Origin of the sequence: Clostridioides sp. ZZV15-6598, from assembly GCF_020657705.1 — a bacterium.
GTDB classification, from domain to species: Bacteria; Bacillota; Clostridia; order Peptostreptococcales; family Peptostreptococcaceae; genus Clostridioides; species Clostridioides difficile_F.
In genome coordinates this window covers 1-21102 of record NZ_JAGWCS010000071.1, presented here as the reverse complement: position 1 = coordinate 21102, position 21102 = coordinate 1, and the positions used below count along the sequence as shown (strand labels likewise).

General features: G+C 27.7%; 25 protein-coding genes. 17 read left to right on the top strand and 8 right to left on the bottom strand.

Going from position 1 to position 21102, the window contains the following annotated elements:
- Window positions 1-174: 174 nt before the first annotated feature.
- The 7 genes from KGF50_RS13755 (at window position 175) to KGF50_RS13725 (ending at window position 5077) form a co-directional block, all read left to right on the top strand.
- Window positions 175-1644, top strand: coding sequence for an acetaldehyde dehydrogenase (acetylating) (locus KGF50_RS13755; protein ID WP_227848577.1), 1470 nt, complete (start codon window positions 175-177; stop codon window positions 1642-1644).
- 101 nt (window positions 1645-1745) lie between these two features.
- Complete coding sequence (locus tag KGF50_RS13750; RefSeq protein ID WP_227848576.1) at window positions 1746-2033, top strand: BMC domain-containing protein; 288 nt, start codon at window positions 1746-1748, stop codon at window positions 2031-2033.
- A 99-nt stretch (window positions 2034-2132) separates the two neighbouring features.
- Window positions 2133-2894, top strand: a complete 762-nt coding sequence (locus KGF50_RS13745) for a cobalamin adenosyltransferase (RefSeq protein ID WP_227848575.1) — start codon at window positions 2133-2135, stop codon at window positions 2892-2894.
- A 13-nt stretch (window positions 2895-2907) separates the two neighbouring features.
- Window positions 2908-3534: an ethanolamine utilization phosphate acetyltransferase EutD gene (eutD, locus tag KGF50_RS13740; protein WP_227848574.1), complete on the top strand. Its 627-nt coding sequence runs from the start codon at window positions 2908-2910 to the stop codon at window positions 3532-3534.
- Between the two features lie 24 nt (window positions 3535-3558).
- Entirely contained in the window at window positions 3559-4260 is a 702-nt protein-coding gene (locus KGF50_RS13735) for a TIGR02536 family ethanolamine utilization protein (protein ID WP_227848573.1), read from the top strand.
- Window positions 4261-4272: 12 nt separating this feature from the next.
- Complete coding sequence (locus KGF50_RS13730; RefSeq protein WP_227824686.1) at window positions 4273-4545, top strand: EutN/CcmL family microcompartment protein; 273 nt, start codon at window positions 4273-4275, stop codon at window positions 4543-4545.
- A gap of 58 nt (window positions 4546-4603) precedes the next feature.
- A complete protein-coding gene (locus KGF50_RS13725; RefSeq protein WP_227848572.1) occupies window positions 4604-5077 on the top strand; it encodes a cupin domain-containing protein in 474 nt (157 codons plus the stop codon).
- A 70-nt stretch (window positions 5078-5147) separates the two neighbouring features.
- Here KGF50_RS13725 and KGF50_RS13720 read toward each other — a convergent pair whose 3' ends face one another.
- Entirely contained in the window at window positions 5148-5978 is an 831-nt protein-coding gene (locus KGF50_RS13720; protein ID WP_227848571.1) for a MerR family transcriptional regulator, read from the bottom strand.
- A gap of 465 nt (window positions 5979-6443) precedes the next feature.
- On the opposite strand from KGF50_RS13720, the gene KGF50_RS13715 reads away from it, so the two are divergent.
- Window positions 6444-6689 (top strand): helix-hairpin-helix domain-containing protein, encoded by a 246-nt coding sequence (locus KGF50_RS13715; RefSeq protein ID WP_227848570.1) that lies wholly within the window; start codon window positions 6444-6446, stop codon window positions 6687-6689.
- A 230-nt stretch (window positions 6690-6919) separates the two neighbouring features.
- Here KGF50_RS13715 and KGF50_RS13710 read toward each other — a convergent pair whose 3' ends face one another.
- The 7 genes from KGF50_RS13710 to KGF50_RS13680 form a co-directional block, all read right to left on the bottom strand.
- Window positions 6920-7204: a DUF3795 domain-containing protein gene (locus tag KGF50_RS13710; protein ID WP_227848569.1), complete on the bottom strand. Its 285-nt coding sequence runs from the start codon at window positions 7202-7204 to the stop codon at window positions 6920-6922.
- 15 nt (window positions 7205-7219) lie between these two features.
- A complete protein-coding gene (locus tag KGF50_RS13705; RefSeq protein ID WP_227433515.1) occupies window positions 7220-7477 on the bottom strand; it encodes a TfoX/Sxy family protein in 258 nt (85 codons plus the stop codon).
- A 55-nt stretch (window positions 7478-7532) separates the two neighbouring features.
- Entirely contained in the window at window positions 7533-8048 is a 516-nt protein-coding gene (locus KGF50_RS13700) for a GNAT family N-acetyltransferase (RefSeq protein ID WP_255654940.1), read from the bottom strand.
- Window positions 8049-8106: 58 nt separating this feature from the next.
- Window positions 8107-8277, bottom strand: a complete 171-nt coding sequence (locus tag KGF50_RS13695) for a hypothetical protein (protein WP_227848568.1) — start codon at window positions 8275-8277, stop codon at window positions 8107-8109.
- A 182-nt stretch (window positions 8278-8459) separates the two neighbouring features.
- Window positions 8460-9197, bottom strand: a complete 738-nt coding sequence (locus tag KGF50_RS13690; protein ID WP_227848567.1) for an ABC transporter permease — start codon at window positions 9195-9197, stop codon at window positions 8460-8462.
- 11 nt (window positions 9198-9208) lie between these two features.
- On the bottom strand, window positions 9209-9970 hold the full coding sequence (locus KGF50_RS13685; RefSeq protein ID WP_227848566.1) for an ABC transporter permease: 762 nt from the start codon (window positions 9968-9970) through the stop codon (window positions 9209-9211).
- Window positions 9970-10884, bottom strand: a complete 915-nt coding sequence (locus KGF50_RS13680) for an ATP-binding cassette domain-containing protein (protein ID WP_227848565.1) — start codon at window positions 10882-10884, stop codon at window positions 9970-9972. The genes KGF50_RS13685 and KGF50_RS13680 overlap by 1 nt, the downstream gene beginning before the upstream one ends.
- A 191-nt stretch (window positions 10885-11075) precedes the next feature.
- On the opposite strand from KGF50_RS13680, the gene KGF50_RS13675 reads away from it, so the two are divergent.
- The 9 genes from KGF50_RS13675 to KGF50_RS13635 all read left to right on the top strand — a co-directional run bounded on the left by KGF50_RS13675 (window position 11076) and on the right by KGF50_RS13635 (window position 21015).
- Complete coding sequence (locus KGF50_RS13675) at window positions 11076-11783, top strand: response regulator transcription factor (protein ID WP_227848564.1); 708 nt, start codon at window positions 11076-11078, stop codon at window positions 11781-11783.
- A gap of 365 nt (window positions 11784-12148) precedes the next feature.
- Window positions 12149-13555, top strand: a complete 1407-nt coding sequence (locus KGF50_RS13670; protein WP_227848563.1) for a sensor histidine kinase — start codon at window positions 12149-12151, stop codon at window positions 13553-13555.
- A gap of 1142 nt (window positions 13556-14697) precedes the next feature.
- Window positions 14698-15075 carry a BlaI/MecI/CopY family transcriptional regulator gene (locus KGF50_RS13665; protein WP_227848562.1) on the top strand — a complete coding sequence of 126 codons (378 nt, stop codon included), beginning with the start codon at window positions 14698-14700 and terminating at the stop codon, window positions 15073-15075.
- Window positions 15076-15604: 529 nt separating this feature from the next.
- Window positions 15605-16072 (top strand): VOC family protein, encoded by a 468-nt coding sequence (locus KGF50_RS13660; protein ID WP_227848561.1) that lies wholly within the window; start codon window positions 15605-15607, stop codon window positions 16070-16072.
- A 52-nt stretch (window positions 16073-16124) separates the two neighbouring features.
- The gene (locus KGF50_RS13655) at window positions 16125-16571 is read left to right on the top strand and encodes a DUF3788 family protein (RefSeq protein WP_227848560.1); all 447 of its coding nucleotides are present in this window, start codon (window positions 16125-16127) and stop codon (window positions 16569-16571) included.
- Between the two features lie 346 nt (window positions 16572-16917).
- Window positions 16918-17787 (top strand): Nif3-like dinuclear metal center hexameric protein, encoded by an 870-nt coding sequence (locus tag KGF50_RS13650; RefSeq protein WP_227848559.1) that lies wholly within the window; start codon window positions 16918-16920, stop codon window positions 17785-17787.
- 488 nt (window positions 17788-18275) lie between these two features.
- Complete coding sequence (locus KGF50_RS13645) at window positions 18276-18983, top strand: methyltransferase domain-containing protein (RefSeq protein WP_227848558.1); 708 nt, start codon at window positions 18276-18278, stop codon at window positions 18981-18983.
- A gap of 280 nt (window positions 18984-19263) precedes the next feature.
- Complete coding sequence (locus tag KGF50_RS13640; RefSeq protein WP_227848557.1) at window positions 19264-20130, top strand: RNA polymerase sigma factor; 867 nt, start codon at window positions 19264-19266, stop codon at window positions 20128-20130.
- A gap of 198 nt (window positions 20131-20328) precedes the next feature.
- Window positions 20329-21015 carry a DUF2461 domain-containing protein gene (locus KGF50_RS13635; RefSeq protein WP_227848556.1) on the top strand — a complete coding sequence of 229 codons (687 nt, stop codon included), beginning with the start codon at window positions 20329-20331 and terminating at the stop codon, window positions 21013-21015.
- Window positions 21016-21102 lie beyond the last annotated feature (87 nt).

The following is a 21102-nucleotide window of genomic DNA, read 5'->3' as shown; positions in this document are numbered from 1 at the left end:
ACCAGTAAGAGATGGGGTTACTAATAATAGAAACTTATTAAATATGAATGTAAAAGAACTAAAAAATTTAGCTAGACAATACGATTCTTCTTTGACTAATAAAGAATTAAACTCTTTGAAAAAAGAAGACCTAGTAGATTTAGTTGATAAATTGATTAGAGGGGATAAATAGAGATGGAAATTTTAGATAAAGATTTATTATCTATACAAGAAGTTAGAAATCTTGTAAAAAAAGCTAAAGAAGCTCAAGTTAAACTTTCTACAATGAGCCAAGAACAAATAGATAAAATAGTTAAGTCAATAGCAGATGCAGCATATGAAAATGCCGCTAAATTAGCTAAAATGGCCAATGAAGAAACTGGATTTGGAAAATATGAAGATAAAATAGTTAAAAATACATTTGCATCTAAAATGTTATATGAAGCTATAAAAGATATGAAGACTATTGGGATAATAGGTGAAAATAAGGCAGAAAAAACAGTTGATATAGCTACGCCAGTAGGAGTAGTAGCAGGGCTTATACCATCAACAAATCCAACATCAACAATAATCTACAAAGCTATGATTTCTATAAAATCAGGAAATTCAATAGTTTTCTCACCACATCCAAATGCAAAAAAATGTATACTTGAGACTATAAAAATAATAAGTGAGGCAGCTATAAAAGCAGGGTGTCCAGAGGATGTTATATTAGGTATAACTAATCCTAGCCTTAAAGGTACTAATGAATTAATGAAGCATAAGGATACTAAACTTATTTTAGCAACTGGTGGAGAAGCTATGGTTAGAGCTGCTTATTCATCAGGAACACCTGCCATAGGTGTAGGACCAGGAAATGGACCAGCATTTATAGATAAGAGTGCAGATATTAAGTTAGCGGTTAAAAGAATATTAGATTCTAAAACTTTTGATAATGGTGTAATATGTGCATCTGAACAATCTATAATAGTAGAAAAATCTATGGAAGATATAGTTGTCAATGAACTGAAAAATCAAGGTGCTTATTTCTTAAATGAAGAGGAAAGTGAAAAGCTGTCTAAATTTATATTAAGAGCAAATGGAACAATGAATCCTCAAATAGTTGGAAAGAGTGTAGAAACACTTGCTAAATTAGCTAACTTAAGTAATGTGCCAAGTTATGCTAAAGTGCTTATAGCAAGAGAATCTAGAGTAGGAAATGATGTAGCTTATTCTAGAGAAAAACTGACTCCAATACTTGCATTTTATGTAGAGGAAAACATTGAATCTATTATGCAAAAATCTAGAGAGATACTTTTAAACGAAGGTGCTGGTCACACATTCTCAATGCATGCTAATGATGAGGAACTTGTAAAGAAATTTGCACTTAATATGCCAGTATCAAGAATAATAGTAAATGCACCATCTGCACTTGGAGGAATAGGTGGAGCAACAAACTTATCACCTGCTTTAACACTAGGATGTGGGGCTATAGGTGGAAGTTCAACTTCAAATAATGTAGGACCATTAGATTTATTAAATATAAAGAAAATAGCTTATGGAGTTAAAGAAATGGAAGAACTTAGAGGAGACAAATCTCAAGTTGAAAAATCAACATTTGACTCAATGGATAAAGAAGAATTAATAAATATTCTAGTTCAAAGATTGGTTAAAGAACTAGCATAACTAAAACAAAAAATACGAGTTATAGAAAGTTATAGCTTATAATTATAACTTTTTATAAATATAAACTATAAAATAATATTAAATTTTTGGAGGTAAGAATTATGGCAAACGCAAACGCATTAGGGATGATAGAAACTAAAGGATTAGTAGGAGCAATAGAAGCAGCAGATGCAATGGTTAAGGCTGCCAATGTACAATTAGTTGGAAAAGAGCAAGTAGGTGGAGGTTTAGTTACAGTAATGGTAAGAGGTGATGTTGGAGCTGTTAAAGCTGCTACAGATGCAGGTGCTTCTGCTGCTGAGAGAGTTGGAGATTTAGTATCTGTTCATGTGATACCAAGACCACACTTTGAAGTAGATGCTATATTACCAAAAGTAACTGTTGATTAATAAGTTTATATAGTAAATAAAATTTAAATTTGATAAAAAGGGGATGTCAATATATTTTGAGGAGTCCCCTTTTATACATCTAATAGGAGATGTGATAAAATGAGTGTTTTAACAGAAAATCAAATAAGAAAAGAAATGCGTGAAAATAAAGGGAATATAACTGAATATTACATTGAAAAAGGTCAAATCATAACTCCTTTAGCAAAGTCTTATTTGGCTGAAAAAAAAATTGAAATAAAATATATTGATAACATTTCAAATGAAAATAATGAGAGTAAGGAAGTTATAAAAGAAACTGTAAAAGAAGAATCTTATAAGTACAAAACTGTATTTGGAGCTAAATTAAATGAAAAGCCAGAACATATGACTCATTTAAATGGAAATATATTAGTATTTAAAGACCATAAGAGGATAATTTTAAGAGGAAAAATAGACTCATTAGAATCCAAAATACTAGAGGTTCAAGTTTTATGCAACAAGAAGAGTATAGGAAAATTAGTAAATGAGTTACAAGAAATATTAGAGTTTGTAAGGAAGATAATGAGATGTGAAGTGTTAGAAGAAAAATTAGATAGCTTTAAGCTTTTAGGTCTATCTGAAAAAGAGTTGAGAGAACAATCTCATAATCCTAAAAAATATTTTGGTATAGGTCATGAATTTCCAACTTATAAAATGGGCGAAGAAGTAGTACTTATAAACAGTATAAGAACTAGTACTAGAGAAGCTGAACTCTGTGCATATGAAGCATTTAAAGGTGAATATGGAGAAGTTGAGAGAGAAGATTTAATAAAAGCTCTTAATAGATTGTCATCAGTGTTCTGGATTATGATTTATAAAATAAGAACTGGACAATACCAGTAGTTGGGGGAAGTTTATGGAAAACCTATTAAATGAAATAGTACAAGAAGTAGTAAGTAGAGTTAAAAAAGAAGTATTTATAGAAGTTGAAGCGTCAGGAAGACATGTACATTTAAGTGAAGAAGATGTAGAAAAATTATTTGGTAAAGGATATACATTAACAAAATTAAAAGATTTATCTCAACCAGGTCAATATGCTTGTAAAGAAAGAGTTACAATAATTGGACCAAAAGGTACATTAAAAAATGTTGTAGTTCTTGGACCTTGTAGAAAGGAAACACAAGTAGAAATATCTTTAACAGATGGTTCCATATTAGGATTAAAGCCACCAATAAAGCAAAGTGGAGATTTAGAAGATACCTTAGGTATTAAAATAGCTACAGAAAAAGGAGAAATTGAACTTCAAAAAGGTCTTATGGTAGCAAAAAGACATATACATATGTCGATAGAAGATGCCAAAAAATTTAATGTGGTAGACAGTGAGATAGTTGAAGTTAAAGTATTTGGAAAAAGACCTCTAATATTTGATGATGTAGTTGTTAGAGTTAGTGATAAGTTTAAAACTTATATGCACATAGATTACGATGAGGCAAATGCATGTGCATATTCAAAAGGAAGTATTGCAAAGATAATAAAGAGATAGCTATATATCTAGAAAGGAAAGCCTATGGATTATAACAATCTTATAGAGATTATAGTAGAAGAGCTTTACAAAAAAATAAATACTACGAATATTGGATGTATAGAAAATAAAAATAGAAAAAAATTAGTTATATTATATGAAAATGATAAAAGTAAATTTGATTTATTAAGTGATAAATTTAATATAGAAATGTTTGCTAATACTACAAAAGATTGTGATGTAGTAATAGTATCAAAACTTTGTATGAGAGGTATTTGCAATCTAGCATTAGGAAATAGTTTTTCAGATGAAGAAAGATTTCTATTAAAAATGCTTATGAAAGGCAAGAAAGTATATGTGTTAGATGAAGGAATAGAATATAAACGCTATAAAGAAACTGCACCTAAAACACTATACAATAAATACAGAGCTTATGAAGATGATATTTGTAAATATGGAGTAAAGATTATAAAGGATTTAAATGAGATAACATTAAGTGAGATAGAATTTAGTGGGGAAAAGTTTAATAAAGAAATATTGAATAAAGAAATATTGAACGAAGAAAAAGTAAAAATAGATGATAAATTTAGCATAGATTTGACCAATAAAAGGCTTATATCTGAGTCTGATTTGAGAAAGCCTATGATAAATGGAACTAAGGATATTATCGTAAGTCAAAATAGTATAATAACTCCATTAGCTATGGATTTTATAAGAATACATAATATAACAGTAAAAAGAATATAGTGGAGGAGACTTATGGAGATAGGAAAAATAGTTGGTAATGTATGGGCAACAAGAAAAGATGAAAAGTTAAATGGACAAAAATTCTTAGTTGTGAAACTATTAAATGCTAAAGATACATATAAAGAAGGTTTTCTAGTAGCCGCAGACAATGCAGGGGCAGGGAATGGAGATTTAGTTCTTATAACTAGAGGCTCTGCTGCCAGAACTTCAATAGAAAGACAAAGTGTTCCAATAGATGCAACTATAGTTGGTATAGTCGATTCTCTTGAATTTGCGGATGAATAACAGAAAAGTAAAAGTATTGGTGCTATAGATTGATATAAGGTTAAGGAGGTAATAAGAGATGGATATAAGTACATTAGACAAAGATATATTGGAAGTATTAGTTAGACAAATAATAGAAGAAAACTTAAATGGTTCTAAAAATAGTATAGATTTTAACAGAAATAAAGATATAAGTGGAATAACTTCTATAAAGTTACCAAAAGTAAAGGTAGATGAAAGTAATAGATTAGATACTGGCAATCCAAATGACATAGTTTATACAAAAGATTTATTTACCTTAGAAGAAAGTCCAAGATTAGGTTGTGGAATTATGGAAATGAAAGAAACAACTTTCGATTGGACATTAAATTATGATGAAGTAGACTATATAATAGAAGGAACTTTAGACATATTAATAGATGGCAGAAAGATAACCGCATCTGAAGGGGAGCTAATACTTATACCAAAAGGAAGTAGTATAAAGTTTTCAGTACCTAATTATGCTAGGTTTATATATGTAACATATCCAGCAGATTGGGAATCACAAAAGTAAGTAAAAAGACTATGGATAAAAGTAAGTAAAAAGGCTATGGTAAGCTAACAATCATAGCCTTTATAATAGACTATATTTTTTTTACTGGAACTTGAATTTCCATAAGCGTTTCATTTAAGTAACTAGTAAGAGTCACATCTATTTTAAATATTTGATAAATATCTCCATTAAGGCATAGGTTGTGTTCACTCATGTACTCTTTTATAAAGTCAAAAGATGGATGGTATCTTTCAAGTTCATCACCATCATAATACATAGAAAGATATAATCCCCCTGGAACAAGTTTTTTTAAAGGGGACTGTATGTCATCATCTTCTATGAATATAAATGGAGATAAAGGAATATAGTCTTGCGATTCGTCTAAAATCGAATCGTTACCATAAGCACCCACTCTATCGCTTGCAACAATTGGAGCAGTTTCATTTAAATGAGATTCTAATTCAGTTACAGCAAGAGCTAATTCATGGGGACCACCAGTTGGTTCATCAAAGGTAATCATATATCTATCTGGAAGTGTGAGTTCTGTAATTGTGTTTACTGGCGATAGAGAATCTAGTTGTTTTAAAAATTCAACTTTTTTATTTAATACCTTTTCAAGCCTCATTTTTTCGCTAATTTCTGAGTGAAGTGTTTCTTGGTACTTTTCAAAGATTTCAATAGATTTTTTGAAATTTCTGTCATTAAAATAACTTGTAATATCGTTGATACACATTCCTAATTGTCTTAGTTCTTTTACAGTTCCTAACTCTTCGTACTGAAGAATAGAGTAATATCTATATTTAGTATTAGGGTCTACGTAGTTAGGTTTTATAAGATTTATTCTGTCGTAATATCTTAGTGTTTCACTTGTAAGGTTTCTAAGTTTTGCTAATTGGGTAATTGACAAAAGTTTATTATGCACAATATTTACCTCCTATTTTAAGCTAAAAATTTTAAAAGGAAAGATAGTTTTTTAATAGACGTCATATAAGGTGTTCAAATAAACTCTTTAGGAAAATGTAAACTAATTTAATTTAATGATACTAAATTATATTAATTTTCTTAACATAATAATAATACCAAAAAATAGGCAAAAAGTGAAGCATAAAGAATTGATTTTCTATGACCATTTTTATGGGGAATTAAATATTAATTAAATGATGAAGTGCTTGGTATTGCTTAGATTGAAACCAAGTGATTTGTTTTGTTAAAAGGCCTACAGTAATAAAATTTTATATCAAAAAAAGTAGAATTTAGTCAGCCTTATTAATTTATACTAAAAAATATAAATTAAGTACTATGAAATTTCAATATTAGCTGTAGCATAAAAATAATATTTAATATACAATAAAATATAAAAACACATATCCTAGAAAGAAGGTATAACATGGGAGAATTGAGAAAAATTCCTGGTGTAGGAAAGGAAACTGAAAAAGATTTAATAATGTTGGGATATACAACAATTGAATCACTTAAAGATGCCAATCCAGAAGAGTTGTACCAAAAAGAATGTTTAATGAGTGGACAACATATAGACAGATGTCAATTGTATGTTTATCGTTGTGCAGTATATTTTGCATCAACAGAAAATCCAGACCCAGAAAAACTAAAATGGTGGTATTGGAAAGACTAAAAACAATTATAAAAGAGTTGAAAATAATTATGAAAGACCAAAAAACAATTATAAAGGATTAAAGAATAATTATAAAAGTCTAAAGAGTGATTATGAAAGAATTAAATATCAGCTATAAAGGAGCTAAATATCAGTTTTGAATAATATTGAAACTATTATTTAGCTCTTTTATAATACCTCACTCATCATATGTATCTTAACATAATATGTATTTCAATCAATCAATTAAATTAATTAAGAGAATCATTTAAAGATTTTTCTTCATTTAGCCATTTTCTGCATTGTTCAATCTTTATTGTAGGGTCAAAACCTTGGTCTTTCCCCATATTTGAAAGCATATCACAAGGAAAAGTATCACATTCTCCACAATGATTAAGTTCTTTGCCTTCACAACAAGTCTTAACCTTACATTCACCACCCCAAAATGGGCCTTTCATTTGAGGACATCCTTTACAATTTACTTCTTCTTTTCTTGTACAACTATTACAGAGTACACCACATCTTGATTCAAACATATAAACACTCCTTTTCTAACATTTAAATATATTATAAAATTCTTTTAATTCTTCCTTTTCATCAGAAGATAATTGACTTTTTCTGATGCCTTGAATTGCACCTTCTAATGAATATAGACGGTTAATACATGCAGAAGCATCAATAGATTTTATTTTTAACCATGCCTGTTTGCTACCTATTTCCTTTAATTGTTCATAGGTTGTGATTCCAACTTGGTTTAATTGACCCTCAACTACAGGACCTATGTTTGGTAATTTAGAAAGCTCACCCATTATATCACTCCTTATATCTTAAATATTAAATAGAATTGCTAATCATAATTTATAACTACTGTTCAAAAAACTCCTTTGCATATTCTACAACACCAGATACTTCTTTCAATCCATTGTCTAGTAGCTCTATAGCCATAAAATTTTCATCTGGCACTTCAAATGGAGCTTTTATATTAAACTTACTTGCTACTTGATAGCCGAACTTAGGATAATATTTGTCATGACCTAAAACTACACAACCTTTATATCCTTTTGACTTTGCAATTTTATGTCCTTCTTCAATTAACTTTGAACCTATTTTTTTGCCTTGAACACTAGGAGACACTGCTACTGGTGCTAGTGCAAGTAGTACATCATTTTTAACCTTTATTTCTGTAAATAGAATGTGTCCAACTATATCTCCATCATCTTCAGTTACGAGTGAAAGTTCTGGAACAAAGCTAGTACTATTTCTTAATCGATTAACAAGATTTTGTTCATCATGGTCAGAAGATTCTTCATTTGCAAATGCAGCTTTAACAACTTCATATACTTTATCTTTGTCACTGTTTTTTTCTTGTCTAATTATCATTTTAATTTATCCTCCTGTGGATTAAATTTTTATCGGTTGTGATTTTTATATAATCTTATTACCATGTATCTGGAATAGAATTCCAAATTATAATTATAGCAGTAAGTAGAATTAATAAAGTAACTAAAGATGTAACTAATATTGGTTTATTTTTTTTAATAATACCTACAAGTATACCTGCTATGAGTAGTAGTATTAATAAAAAGATTATTCCACTAAATGTAAGCATAGTTATATTTCCTCCTCATAAAATATAGACAAGCTTTTTTATATTTTACCATACTACATCATGAAAGTCTTTTTTATTGATTAGATGGTCAAGAGGTGATTTGAATTATTTATCATATATACTTGATTTATTATAATACAAAAGTATGACACCACCTTGTCATATATAATTTTATTATAAGACTAAGATATAACATCATTTTTTCTAAAGTTTCTTTTAGCGATTTCAGAAAATGTTATAGTAGTAGCAAATGCAACACATATTGTAACTATAGTATCATTAACATTTAAAGCAGATTGTTTTATAATACCCATAGCACTTCCTAACATAGAGTATGGGAAAAATATACCAATAGAAGGTTGTGCCACTAGCAAACCCATTCCAAATAGAGAAAGGCAAAGACTGATACCAATAGGAGTAGCAAAACTTCTAATCTTTATAGATAGGTATAGTTGTATAGAAGCTATTGAAATTGAAATAATCCACCCCTTAACAATCCAGCCAGTAAGTTCATTAGGTACACTTTGGGAAAATCCAATCATATTTCCAGCAACTATGTAAAAAATAACGAAAACAATTTGAGTGATAGCTGTAAGTATTGAAATAACTATAAGCTTAGATAAAAAAATATTTTTTAAATTGATTGGAAGTGTCATTACATTATTCCAATTATGATTCATATGTTCAAGTCTACAAACATAGGCACAAAAGATTGCTATCAATATAGGAAAGAAAAACTCACCATAAAATAGACTAACTTGAGTCCACAAGCTATACCACTCTTTTTTTAGGATACCTTGATTTAGATAAAAGTTTCCAGTACCAATCAACACACTTATAAGTGGTAAAGCCAATAATATATACCATATAAAAGAATTTTTTAACTTTAGGATTTCTCCCAAAACTGATTTTCTTAACATTTAAATCCCTCCTATATTTCCTTTTTTAATAAATGATTTTTTCCAATATAATAAATTAACATTCCAACAAAGAAGATTAAAATAGTCATTGAAAAATTCATATTTACTTTGTAAACTGATGAACCAAGGGCAGTGTCATAGGCATAATTTAGAGGCGTTAATTCTATGTAATAAGACCATATAAATAACCTACGAATACCTTGAAAAAATAATCCTGATGTTAAACCTATAAAGCTACCTAACATACCAAGCGTAACAGCAAACATTTGATTTTGAAATACAGTTGCAACCCATTGGTGTAGTGCTATTATAGCTATACTAACAAGTATTGTACCTAAGGTATATTTGATAATTAAAGACATGGAAAATGGCTCAATAAAGTCATTAAAAGACGCAAAACCTAAAATAGCCAATATTTGTATAAGTATAGATAATGATATCAAAATAGTGGAACATAAAAATTTAGAAAAATAAATACTATTCAAAGGGGTAGCAGAAGCTTTTAAAAGTTTCCATGTATCTCCTTTATGCTCTATATCGCTTATTCGTGAAGTAATTATTGATATTAAAATAGGAAAAAATAATCCATTTAAACTTGTAAAACTCATAATCATGTATGAATATTCAAATCCACTTAGCATGTCTGGATTCTTTGTGAGAGCTCTGTTTGAATTCATAATACACCACATTATTTCAACAGCTACAAATAAAAATGTCATCAAAATAATTTTCTTTCTTTTAATTTTGTAAAATTCTAAACTAAGGTATTTCATTATAAAGTCACCGCCTTACCAGTAAGTTCAAGGAATATATCCTCTAAGCTCTTTTTATGTTCTTCTATTCTAAACACATCCATATTTGAATGTACAAGTATGTTATTTACTTTAGCTACATCTGTATCTTTTAAATTCTCAATAGTTAAATATCCATCTTGTATAAGTGACATATATCCTTGTGTATTTAAAAGTTTTTGAGCAGATGTTGGATTTTGTGTTTTAATAGCAATATGACTTTGACCTTTATCATGAAGTTCTTTTATACTATCTTGAAAAACGAGTTCACCATGATTTATTATTCCTATTGATGTGGCGATTTGGTCAATTTCACTTAGAAGATGACTAGAAATAAGAACTGTCATGCCAAACTTTTCTGGAAGAGATTTTATTAGTTCTCTAATTTCTTCAATTCCAGCTGGGTCAAGTCCATTTGTAGGTTCATCAAGTATCAATAATTTAGGAAATTTCATTATTGCCATGGCGATACCAAGACGTTGTTTCATACCTAGTGAATATTGACTGACCTTCTTATTCTTTTGATTTTCTAATCTTACTATTTTTAAGGCTTCATAGATATTTTTTTTAGGTAAATCCAATAGTCTTTGCATAATAGTCATATTTTCAAGTCCTGTCAAATGTCCATAGTATGATGGAGATTCTATCAATGAGCCAATGTCATTTAAGATTGATATCCTGTTTTTATCGTTTAGTTCTTTGCCTAAAATACTAATATTTCCTTGTGTAGGCTTTGCAAGCCCAAGTAACATTTTAAGAGTAGTGGATTTACCAGCTCCATTAGGCCCTAAAAAGCCGTATACAGCTCCTTTTGGGACTCTAAGGTCTAAGTCTTTTACTCTAAATATTTTATTGTATTCTTTTGAAAGTCTGTTTGTTTTAATTATCATTTCCATATGTTTTATCCCCTTTTCTATAATTTAGTATGAATTTCTATGATTTATATAGCAGTGTTTGTAGCTTATATTAATACAATAAAGCACTTACATTTCAGATAGCTGAAGTTTACCTTACAATAACCTTAAATAGTCTATTGGGATAAAGTCATAAAAAAGGGTATATGGTATACTTAGGAAGGGTGATGATTATGGAAACAGTAAAGGATAAAAAAATACTTGTGGTTGATGACCATAAAGAATTATTAAAAATGATAGATGAAATCTTAAGAAAAGAGGGATTTAATAGAATTTTTTTAGCATCTAGCTATGAAGAAGCTGTGAGAGTGTTTAAAAATATAAAACCAGACTGTGCAATTTTAGATGTAGTGTTGCCAGATGGAGATGGCTTTTCTATTATGAGAAAAATTAGAGAAACGTCTAAGATACCAGTTATTTTTCTTTCTGCAAGAGGAGAGGATGAAGATAGGTTGATTGGTCTAGGTTTAGGGGCTGATGATTATATAGTAAAGCCATTTTTACCTAAAGAACTTACTTTAAGGTTAATAGGTATACTAAATCGTGTATATATTCCTATGGAAGAAGAGGAGTTTCCAATATTTAAACTAGGAGATTCTGTTGTTGTAAATTTAAATACTGCATGTGTGAAAAAAGATGGACAAGAAATATCTTTAACTGCTAAAGAACATTCACTGCTTTTAAAGCTGTATGAAAATAAAGGGCGAATCGTTACTAGCGATGCACTATGTCAAGCCATATGGGGAGATGATATGTATGGGTATGAAAATACTCTTATGGTACATGTTAGGAGAGTTAGAGAAAAGATAGAGGAAGCCCCATCTTCTCCTAAGCATCTTATTACAGTAAGAGGGCTTGGATATAAGTTAGTAATTAAGTGATTTATGCTGTATGAAGATTTGATATGTAATTAATATTGATATATATGTAAGTAAAATTGATATAAAAGTAAGATAGACGAGTAATTGTACGATAAAATTGATATAAAAGTAAGATAGGTGAGTAATTGTACGATAAAATTGATATAAAAGCAAGATAGGTGAGTAATTATATGATTAAGTTGTAAGAGACAAGTATCAGGTAAGTTTGAAGATATAAGTGTCAAATTAATATGAACTTATATGAGTGAGTCATTATAGATGATAACTAAGAAGATAAAGTATAGATAGACATTTAAATATAAATTCGTATAAATGTAATAAGAGGTATTGTTGCAATAAAAGAAGTTAAGAGGAGGGATTTAATTTTGGATAGTGTAAAGTATATATTGAGGCGATTTATAGGTTCAAGCATCTTGATTTCATTATTTCTAATTATCTTAAACATAACAGGATTTTTGATATTTTCATATGTAACCTTTATATACCCATATTCGGGAGAATCGGATATAAGCACTAGCAGAGAAACTAAAGCAAGTTTAATGATGCTTGAAGAAAAGTTAACTTCAAAAGATGGGAAGTTTGTCTTGGATGAATCTAGCAAAGATGTGTTACATAAAAATCAAGCTTGGGCAATGTTAATTGATGATAATGGGGACAGAATATGGGAGTATGATTTACCCAAAGAAATACCAAAGCATTATACTTTAATGGATGTAGCTAAATTTTCAAAATTCTTTTTAAAAGATTATCCTGTGTATGTGTGGGAGCATCCTGATGGGCTTCTAGTTACAGGATATCCAAAAGACAAGTATACGAGGTTTAATCTTACTTATACTGTTAGAGAAATAGAGCAATTTCCAAGGTTAATACTAATTATGCTTTTGCTTAATGCAATAATTACTTTTTTAATAGCTTTGTTCATAGGATTAAAAATGGTAAAATCTATAAAGCCAATTATTACAGGGATGAAGCTTATTTCAAAAGGCGAGCCAGTACTTCTTCAAGAGAAGGGGATACTTAGCGATATTTCAAAGTCTATTAACTCTGTATCTAGAGAATTACAGGAAAAAAATGCAAAGCTTAGAAAAAGAGAAGAAGCTCGGTCTAATTGGATTGCAGGAATATCTCATGATATAAGAACACCACTTTCAATGATAATAGGATATGCTGGAGAACTTGAGGAAAGTAAAAATCTTTCTCAAAGAGAATATGAGCAAGTATCTATTATATGTAATCAAGGTATTAAGATTAGGGAATTAGTAAGCGACCTTAACTTAGTCTCTAAATTGGAATACAATATGCAAGCATTAGATTGCTGTAAACTTAGAGTTTCTGCTTTCTTGAGAGAGGTTGTTTCTGATTTTATAAATAATAATTTGGATAATGATTTTTATATTGAGCTTAATATATTGAATGAAGATATTATTATAGATGCAGATAAGAAGTTATTAAAAAGAGCTATTAGCAATTTGATACAAAATAGTATAACTCACAATCAACATGGGTGTAATATAAATGTAGTTTCAAGGTCTGATTTAGATTTTTGCTATATAACTGTTGAAGATGATGGAAAAGGTATGAGCAAAGATAAAATTAGTTATTTATTGAAGAATCAATATAATTTGAGTGATGCATATGCTAAAGGTCATAATCATGGTCTAGGGCTTCTAATAGTAGCAGGGATTATAAACGCACACAAAGGTAAATTAGAAATCACAAGTGATGATTGTCAGGGTCTAAAAATAAATTTAAAATTACCACTAGTAAAATAAGATTTTATGATAAAATAATAAATAAGAGCGAACAATGGAAATATTTTGAAAATAATTTTATTATTTATTGACAAAAAAGTTCTATCGTAGTAGAATAAATATAAATTCTTTTCTTGTCAAGTTTTATTAAATAAAATAGTAACTTTTGCTTTATGCGCTTAGAGCTAAGTTACTCATGGTATCAAAATTTTCATAGGAATAATATATTTTGGAATTATTGTAAGACTGTTAAACTCTTTAAATAGTTCCTTTTTTTTTAATATTTTTCAATAATACTTAAAATATTATTGACAAAAATATTCTACTAAAATAGAATTATAGTATAGTAGTTTTTAATTTTGAGAAGAAGATAATCAGATTTTAAGAGCAGATTTAATTAGAATAACTTTTATGTAATTATTAGAGGAATATTTTATTAGAACCTTGTATATAAAGTAAAAAAAGTATTTTAAATAGACATTTTTTGACCATATAAACTCTACTAAAGTAGAGTTTTGGTGTCTGATTTTTAGTGCTATGAAGTATAGATGTCTAGATATGTTGAATTAAATTAGAGCTATAAAGAACTGTTGAGGAAATGGTTTGGATTGCAAAAGACACAAATAAATATTCAATAAACTAGCAAAATTTAATTATATAAAATGTAATTATTAAGACTGAGATTACAATATTTAAAATCGCAAATTAAAATTGAGATTACAGTATTTAAAATAGCAAATTGAGACTGATATTGCAATAGTTAAAATCACAAATTAAGATTGAGATTATAATATTTAAAATCTTAAATGAGAGATTATTTCTTAAAAAGCTAGAGAGGCAATAAGTCAAAATTAAAAGAAGTAAGATTACTAAAATATAAATGCTTAAAACTAGAAAGAAAAATTTAAAAGAAGGGAGCGCTACTGAGACAAGTATCCAGAAGTATATAGCTGAGTACAAGACATTTCATAAAACTAAGCGATATAAAGTAATTTTGACACTATTTACATATGTTTATTATGTACAAATAGCTAACTTTAGAATTTAAGATTGAGAAAATCTTATAAAATCACAGTAATTTAAATGAATATAAAATCAATTAAATTTATGAAAATTTTACTGTGGATATTGCTTGTCTATATTCTGAGTAGCAAAGGTTTATTATGTCGATAAAAAAGTTGCCACAATCAGAATTAAAGATAATGAAATTTATATGGAAAGTAGATTCCAAAGTAACATCAAAAGATATTATTTTAGCTATGGAGCAAAAATATCAATGGAAGCAAACGACAACTTTAACTATTTTATCTAGATTAGTAGTTAAAGGATTTTTAAATTCTAAAAAGGTAAATAAACATACACAGTATGAGATTTTAATTAATGAAAAAGACTACTTGAATGTTGAAACAAGAGAATTTTTTAGTAATATTCATGATTCCTCTATAAAAAGTTTATTATTATCACTACATGCAGACGATAATATAAGTGAAGAAGATATACTTTTTATTGAAGAGTGGTTAAGATATATTAAAGAAAAATAAGAAAAGAAGATTAAAGAAAAATAGTAGCTATTTGTAAAATAAAATATGATACCTAAAAATATGAAAACTTATTTTTAGAAATTTTGCGAGCTTGTATAATATAAGTAAAACATTAGATTGGTGGTGCATGTAATTTAACAGGTTATATGTAACTGACAAGTTATATGTAAATTAAATATTATAAAAATGCAATCTTAAAGCAAAGTTTTGTATAATATAAACATAAATCATATAGTATATTTATGATATGTAGTATATTTGTATTTGAAAATTATAAATTATAAGTGGATTGTAATATGAACCAAAATAAAATTAAATATGAGTGTAAATTAATGATGGACAATTCTATTAATTCAATATAAAAAGCTACCTTTAGTTATCAATTAAATAACTATATTTAGGGTAGCTTTTTGTATGTAGATTGTAGTAGTGTGGAATACATAATTTCATAATTTTTGTAAATATGACATATAGCTTTCAAGTTTAAATTGATACAATAAAATAATAATAAAAATTAGGGGGGACATTTATGAAATATCAATGTTCATTATTGGCAGTAAATGATGTAGAAGTGTCAAAAAAGTTTTATGGAGAATTGTTTGACCAAAAAGTTGTATTAGATTTAGGGAAAAATGTATCTTTTAGTGGGGGTTTTGCAATACAAGAAGATTTTGCATGGTTAACAGGACTAAATCCAGACACAGTTGTGCAAAAATCACATAATATGGAACTTTATTTTGAAGCTGATGATTTTGATGAATTTATTGAAAAACTTAAATCATATAAAGATGTAGAGTATGTTCATCAACCATTAAAATATGAATGGCAACAGAGGGTAGTACGTATTTATGACCCTGATAAACATATTATCGAGGTAGGAGAATCTATGGAGGTTATAGCTAGAAGATACTTAGATGAAGGGTATTCTGTAGAAGAAGTTTCTAAGATTATTCAACATCCAATTGAATTTGTAGAGGAATGTAAAAAGAGTGAATAATTTTGATGCTAGTATTTTTAGATTAAAAATAAATCAAAAGTGGTGATTAAAATTGTATGAAAGAATGTTGAATAAAAGTGTCATGCCATCAGAAAAAGAGATTTCTGAGTATGTTGGCAAAAATCATTTTAATCTTATTTTGCATCTTGAGAATTTATTAGATAAAAAATATGATTTGCGTAAAGAATTAAGATTTCCTTTTGGAAATAATTATGGCTGGGGATATAAGTATTCACATAAAACAATGCATCTATTCTATGTGTTTTTTGAGAAAGATTGTTTTACAGCAACTATTCAAATTGGAAATAATGATGTAGACAAGCTATTAAATATACTGGATAACTTATTGCCAAAGACAAATGAATTTTGGGATAAGCGATACCCTTGTGGAAGTGGAGGCTGGATAAATTATAGAGTGGAGAATGAGAAAGAGCTTGATGATATTTTAAAGATTATTGAAGTTAAGAAAAAGCCTCCCAAAAATCTAAAAAAAGTTTAGGTCAGTAGGAGTTTAATGATTAACGGGATTAGGATAATAAATGAGAGTAATTATAAGATAGTAAGTCAATAAAAATCAAGATAATGAGTAAATATAATTATAATAATAAATAAATTGAGAATAGCTCATATAAAATAATAGTATTTGACAAGATTAATGATGTAAATTAAAATGAAAAGATATTTATATATGAGAGTATTGAGATATCATGTATACTAGAAAAATAAATTATAATTTAAAATAAGTGAATATTTATAGTATTTTGAGATATAGTTGGTTTTTAAAGTATAAGTATATTATAGAACTCTTGTATAAATATATATTAGTTAAATATTATTATGAAGGAGTGATTAGTATTAAAGCAAAAGAACTTTATAAAAAGTTAAATTTAGAATTTGATATTAAAAATATTGATGATGATTGGAGTTTTATGAATTTTGAAAATGATTTTATTACTCCAGAGTTTAAGAAAAAATACATAGGTTTAGTATTAGATAATGCTCAAGATATTAATAAAGTATATACAACTACTTTTCCAGATAAAGAAATAGTTCAGCAAATCATAGATAAAGATGAAAGAGATATCTTACTTTTTTCACACCATGCAATGGGATATATAGCATCTGATGAAGGTTTTCCATTTCATGATATTCCACTATCTTATATGGAAGAGATGAAAAAACGCAGAATTTCATTTTATGTATTACATTCTCCATTAGACAATTATAGTGATTATTCAACTTCTGTTAGTCTTGCAAATGCTTTAGGTCTTGAAATTGTCAAACCATTCTGCAAATATGATGATAAAATCAAGGTAGGAGTTATATGTAAGACATCACTAAGGTCAGTAGAAGAGATTAAGGAACTTGTTAAAAAAACAGTTGGACATGATGCGAAACTATATGATTATGGAGATTCTGTTTTAAAAGATGGTTTAGTAGCTATTGCAGCAGGGGGAGGAAGTTACCCATTTGTAGCAAGTGAAGTTGCTGAACTTGGCATAAATTTATATATTACTGGATTTACCAAGCCTTTAAAACATTTTGAACCAACATTAGAATTTCATAGAATTGCAAAAGAGAATTTAATTAATGTTATAGGTGCTACTCATTATTCTACAGAAAAATTTGCATGTATGTCTTTAGTTAATTATTTCAAAAATCTAGGGATAGAATCAGAATTCTTGGAAGGAAAGTATTATTTAGAAGATTTATAATAGATATTAAATAAAAATAAGCAGTCAGTAAAAATTTGTGTTTACTGACTGCTTATTTTATTGTTTTTAGAATAATATCTTAATTAGCTTTATAATGTAGTATCGTAATGCTTTCTGGAGAATTTAAAAAATTGCCTCGGAGTTAGATTCTTTTAGCTATTCCCAAGTTCATGTCTATTTACTTATCTATTTGTTCATATTTTATAACTAACATATATCAAAGCTACTTTTCCTATTTCTCTCTAGAATACTTATTTTTCGATGTTTTTTTATAGTATTATTATGATAAACTATATTTTATAAGTATTTATTTTAAATTATTATAAATATTAATTTTAAAATAATAGAATTATTATATTTATGAGAATAAATGGTATAATAAAAGGTAAAGTGTCAAATGTTCGCTAAACTAAATAGATTAATTAGTATATACATTAAAATATAAACAATTTAAATAAATAATAATTTATAAGGAAAGGAAAGATAGAATGATATTTACGAAAAGTAATAAGTATGACAAAGAGTTCCTCATGAAAAACATGATGGGGCCTAATTGTATAAAAATATTAGAGGAACTGACAAATAAGATAAAATTAGAAAAGGGAATGCGTATTTTAGATTTAGGATGTGGAAGAGGTATATCTTCTATATTTTTAGCAAATGAATTTGATGCAACTGTATTTGCAACAGATTTGTGGATAGAACCAACTGAGAATTATGAAAGATTTAAGGATTTTAACTTAGACAATAAAATATTTCCAATACAAGCAGAGGCACATGAATTACCTTATGCAGAAGGTTTCTTTGATGCAGTAATAAGTGTTCACTCTTATCACTACTTTGGAAATAAAGAAGGTTTTTTAGAAAACCACATATCTCCTCTTGTAAAAGAGGGTGGAATAATTGCAATGGCAATGCCAGGATTAAAACAAGATTTTGTAGATTGTATACCTGATGAACTTATTCCATTTTGGCAAGATAACATGAATTTTCATTCTCTTAAATGGTGGAATGAACTTTGGTCAGAATCTGAGTCTGTGATTTTAGAGAAATGTGAAACTTTAAATTGTCATGAAGAAGCATGGCAAGATTGGTTAAACTGCGATAATTCTTATGCAAAAAATGATAAAAAAATGATGGAAGTAGAAGATGGTAAGTATTTTAATACAATTTCTCTAATAGCTAGAGTTAAATAAAAGTTGGAGTTAGATAAAGATTATAATTAGAAAAAGATTAGAACTTGATAAATATTATAATTAGAGAAAGATTAGAGCTAGATAAAAATTCAAATACAAAGATAATTATTCAAATATAAAAATGATTATGTAAATATGAAATAATTTTTTAGAGAATTTATACCCAATTGGACTACTTAGGTTGATTGGGTATTTTTATTTTGTAATAATATACTAAAAATAAAAATTTTATGTCACAAAGTACTTTTTAAATTGTCTAATTTAATATGGGGGTGAAATTATGAGTGAAAGTACACAAAATAATGTAAAAAAAGATGAAATAGAAAATTTGATAGACATGGCTATTTTAGGAGACAAAAAATCTCTTGAAATTTTGTTATTGGATGTACAAGATTTAGTATTTAATTTATCCTTACGGATGTTAGGTACTGTACAGGATGCAGAGGATGCCAGTCAAGAAATTATGATACGTGTAATTACTCATCTATCTACATTTAGAAAAGAAAGTTCTTTTTCTACATGGGTATTTAGAATAGCATACAATCATTTACAAAATTACAAAAAAAGTATGTTTTCTAAACAGCATTTAAGTTTTGAATATTATGGAGCTGATATCAAAAATGGCAAATCAAAAGATATACCTGATTTATCTCAAGATGTTGAAACTTCTATTATTGAAGAAGAACTAAAATATTCATGTACAAATGTAATGTTACAATGCTTGGATGTAGAGAGTAGATGTATTTTTATTTTAGGTACAATGTTTAAGCTAAATAGTAAAGTTGCTGGTGATATTTTGGAGATATCTTCTGAAGCATATAGACAGAGGTTATCACGAACTAGGAAGAAAATGGCCTCATTTTTAGATGAGTATTGTGGATTAAGTGGAAAAGGGGTATGTCAGTGTAAGAAGCGTATTAATTATGCAATAGTTAATCACCGTATAAATCCTAAAAATTTGGAGTATTCTAGTCTAGAAAAAGATGATGATAATACTATATTTAAATTTAAATCTGCTATGGAAGAAGCTGAAAATTTTTCAACAGTATTTTCAAGACTTCCATCATATTATTCTAGTGAAAAATTAAAAAAATTTCTAACAGATTTTTTACAGTCAGACTGCTACTCAATAATTAAAAATTTATAAATACTTAAAAAAATTTTGAAATATGATGCAAAACTTTAATAAGTATTAAGTCTGGATATTAGAACTTATTTAGATATGTAATTTTAAAAATTAATTAATGAGTATTTTAAAATAGCTATATGGTATTTGAGTATCAATCAAGTATTTAAATAATTTTTAAAAATATTAATAAAATTAATATAAAAGGGAGAGAAAATTATGAAAACAAATTGTATACTAGAGTTTTTAAATGAACTGAAAAACAATAATTCAAGAGAGTGGATGATGGAGAATAAAGAATGGAAAAAAGAAGCTACATTGCAATTTGAACAGTTGGTACAAGATATAATTAATGCTTTAGCTTATGAAGATAAATCTATTGCACATCTAAATGCAAAAGATTTAATATTTAGGTTGAATAGAGATACTCGTTTTAGTAATGATAAATCACCTTATAACCCATCATTTAGAGCACATATTTCATCTGCTGGACGAATACCAATCCCAGTAGGGTATTACATAGATATTTCTCCACAAAATATATTTTTAGGAGCAGGACTTTTTACACCACAGCTTTCAGATGCAACAACAAGAGTGAGGGATTATATAATTAAACATTCAGATGAATTAGAATCTATTTTGTATAATCACAAATTTTCAGAGAATTTTAATTTAGATGGTGAAAAACTAAAAAATATTCCAAGAGGATATCCAAAAGATTTTACTAAAGGAGAGTATTTAAAACACAAAAGCTGGTATATTGAATATCACTTACAGGATAGTGATTTAGACAATTTATATGAATTTTGTAAAATGGTTACTGACAAATTCTTACTCATTAAACCTTTTAATGATTATATTAATAAAGCTTTAGAAGGCTACAAAATGCCTGAGAGAAAAGCGTAAACATAAGAAATATGAGTAGAGTATAATCGGTGCATAATATTAGTAAAAGTTTAAAATATAGTATAGTTAAAATTAATTAAATTATAT

What these genes read in the sequence shown, in the direction of transcription:
- eutD (WP_227848574.1), top strand. Translation starts at nt 2,908, where the DNA reads ATGGAAAACCTATTAAATGAAATAGTACAAGAAGTAGTAAGTAGAGTT.
- KGF50_RS13730 (WP_227824686.1), top strand. Translation starts at nt 4,273, where the DNA reads ATGGAGATAGGAAAAATAGTTGGTAATGTATGGGCAACAAGAAAAGAT.
- KGF50_RS13660 (WP_227848561.1), top strand. Translation starts at nt 15,605, where the DNA reads ATGAAATATCAATGTTCATTATTGGCAGTAAATGATGTAGAAGTGTCA.
- KGF50_RS13635 (WP_227848556.1), top strand. Translation starts at nt 20,329, where the DNA reads ATGAAAACAAATTGTATACTAGAGTTTTTAAATGAACTGAAAAACAAT.
- KGF50_RS13705 (WP_227433515.1), bottom strand. Translation starts at nt 7,477, where the DNA reads ATGGGTGAGCTTTCTAAATTACCAAACATAGGTCCTGTAGTTGAGGGT.
- KGF50_RS13690 (WP_227848567.1), bottom strand. Translation starts at nt 9,197, where the DNA reads ATGTTAAGAAAATCAGTTTTGGGAGAAATCCTAAAGTTAAAAAATTCT.
- KGF50_RS13700 (WP_255654940.1), bottom strand. Translation starts at nt 8,048, where the DNA reads ATGATAATTAGACAAGAAAAAAACAGTGACAAAGATAAAGTATATGAA.
- KGF50_RS13710 (WP_227848569.1), bottom strand. Translation starts at nt 7,204, where the DNA reads ATGTTTGAATCAAGATGTGGTGTACTCTGTAATAGTTGTACAAGAAAA.
- KGF50_RS13755 (WP_227848577.1), top strand. Translation starts at nt 175, where the DNA reads ATGGAAATTTTAGATAAAGATTTATTATCTATACAAGAAGTTAGAAAT.
- KGF50_RS13685 (WP_227848566.1), bottom strand. Translation starts at nt 9,970, where the DNA reads ATGAAATACCTTAGTTTAGAATTTTACAAAATTAAAAGAAAGAAAATT.
- KGF50_RS13750 (WP_227848576.1), top strand. Translation starts at nt 1,746, where the DNA reads ATGGCAAACGCAAACGCATTAGGGATGATAGAAACTAAAGGATTAGTA.
- KGF50_RS13745 (WP_227848575.1), top strand. Translation starts at nt 2,133, where the DNA reads ATGAGTGTTTTAACAGAAAATCAAATAAGAAAAGAAATGCGTGAAAAT.
- KGF50_RS13695 (WP_227848568.1), bottom strand. Translation starts at nt 8,277, where the DNA reads ATGCTTACATTTAGTGGAATAATCTTTTTATTAATACTACTACTCATA.
- KGF50_RS13725 (WP_227848572.1), top strand. Translation starts at nt 4,604, where the DNA reads ATGGATATAAGTACATTAGACAAAGATATATTGGAAGTATTAGTTAGA.
- KGF50_RS13735 (WP_227848573.1), top strand. Translation starts at nt 3,559, where the DNA reads ATGGATTATAACAATCTTATAGAGATTATAGTAGAAGAGCTTTACAAA.
- KGF50_RS13640 (WP_227848557.1), top strand. Translation starts at nt 19,264, where the DNA reads ATGAGTGAAAGTACACAAAATAATGTAAAAAAAGATGAAATAGAAAAT.
- KGF50_RS13675 (WP_227848564.1), top strand. Translation starts at nt 11,076, where the DNA reads ATGGAAACAGTAAAGGATAAAAAAATACTTGTGGTTGATGACCATAAA.
- KGF50_RS13665 (WP_227848562.1), top strand. Translation starts at nt 14,698, where the DNA reads ATGTCGATAAAAAAGTTGCCACAATCAGAATTAAAGATAATGAAATTT.
- KGF50_RS13715 (WP_227848570.1), top strand. Translation starts at nt 6,444, where the DNA reads ATGGGAGAATTGAGAAAAATTCCTGGTGTAGGAAAGGAAACTGAAAAA.
- KGF50_RS13680 (WP_227848565.1), bottom strand. Translation starts at nt 10,884, where the DNA reads ATGGAAATGATAATTAAAACAAACAGACTTTCAAAAGAATACAATAAA.
- KGF50_RS13645 (WP_227848558.1), top strand. Translation starts at nt 18,276, where the DNA reads ATGATATTTACGAAAAGTAATAAGTATGACAAAGAGTTCCTCATGAAA.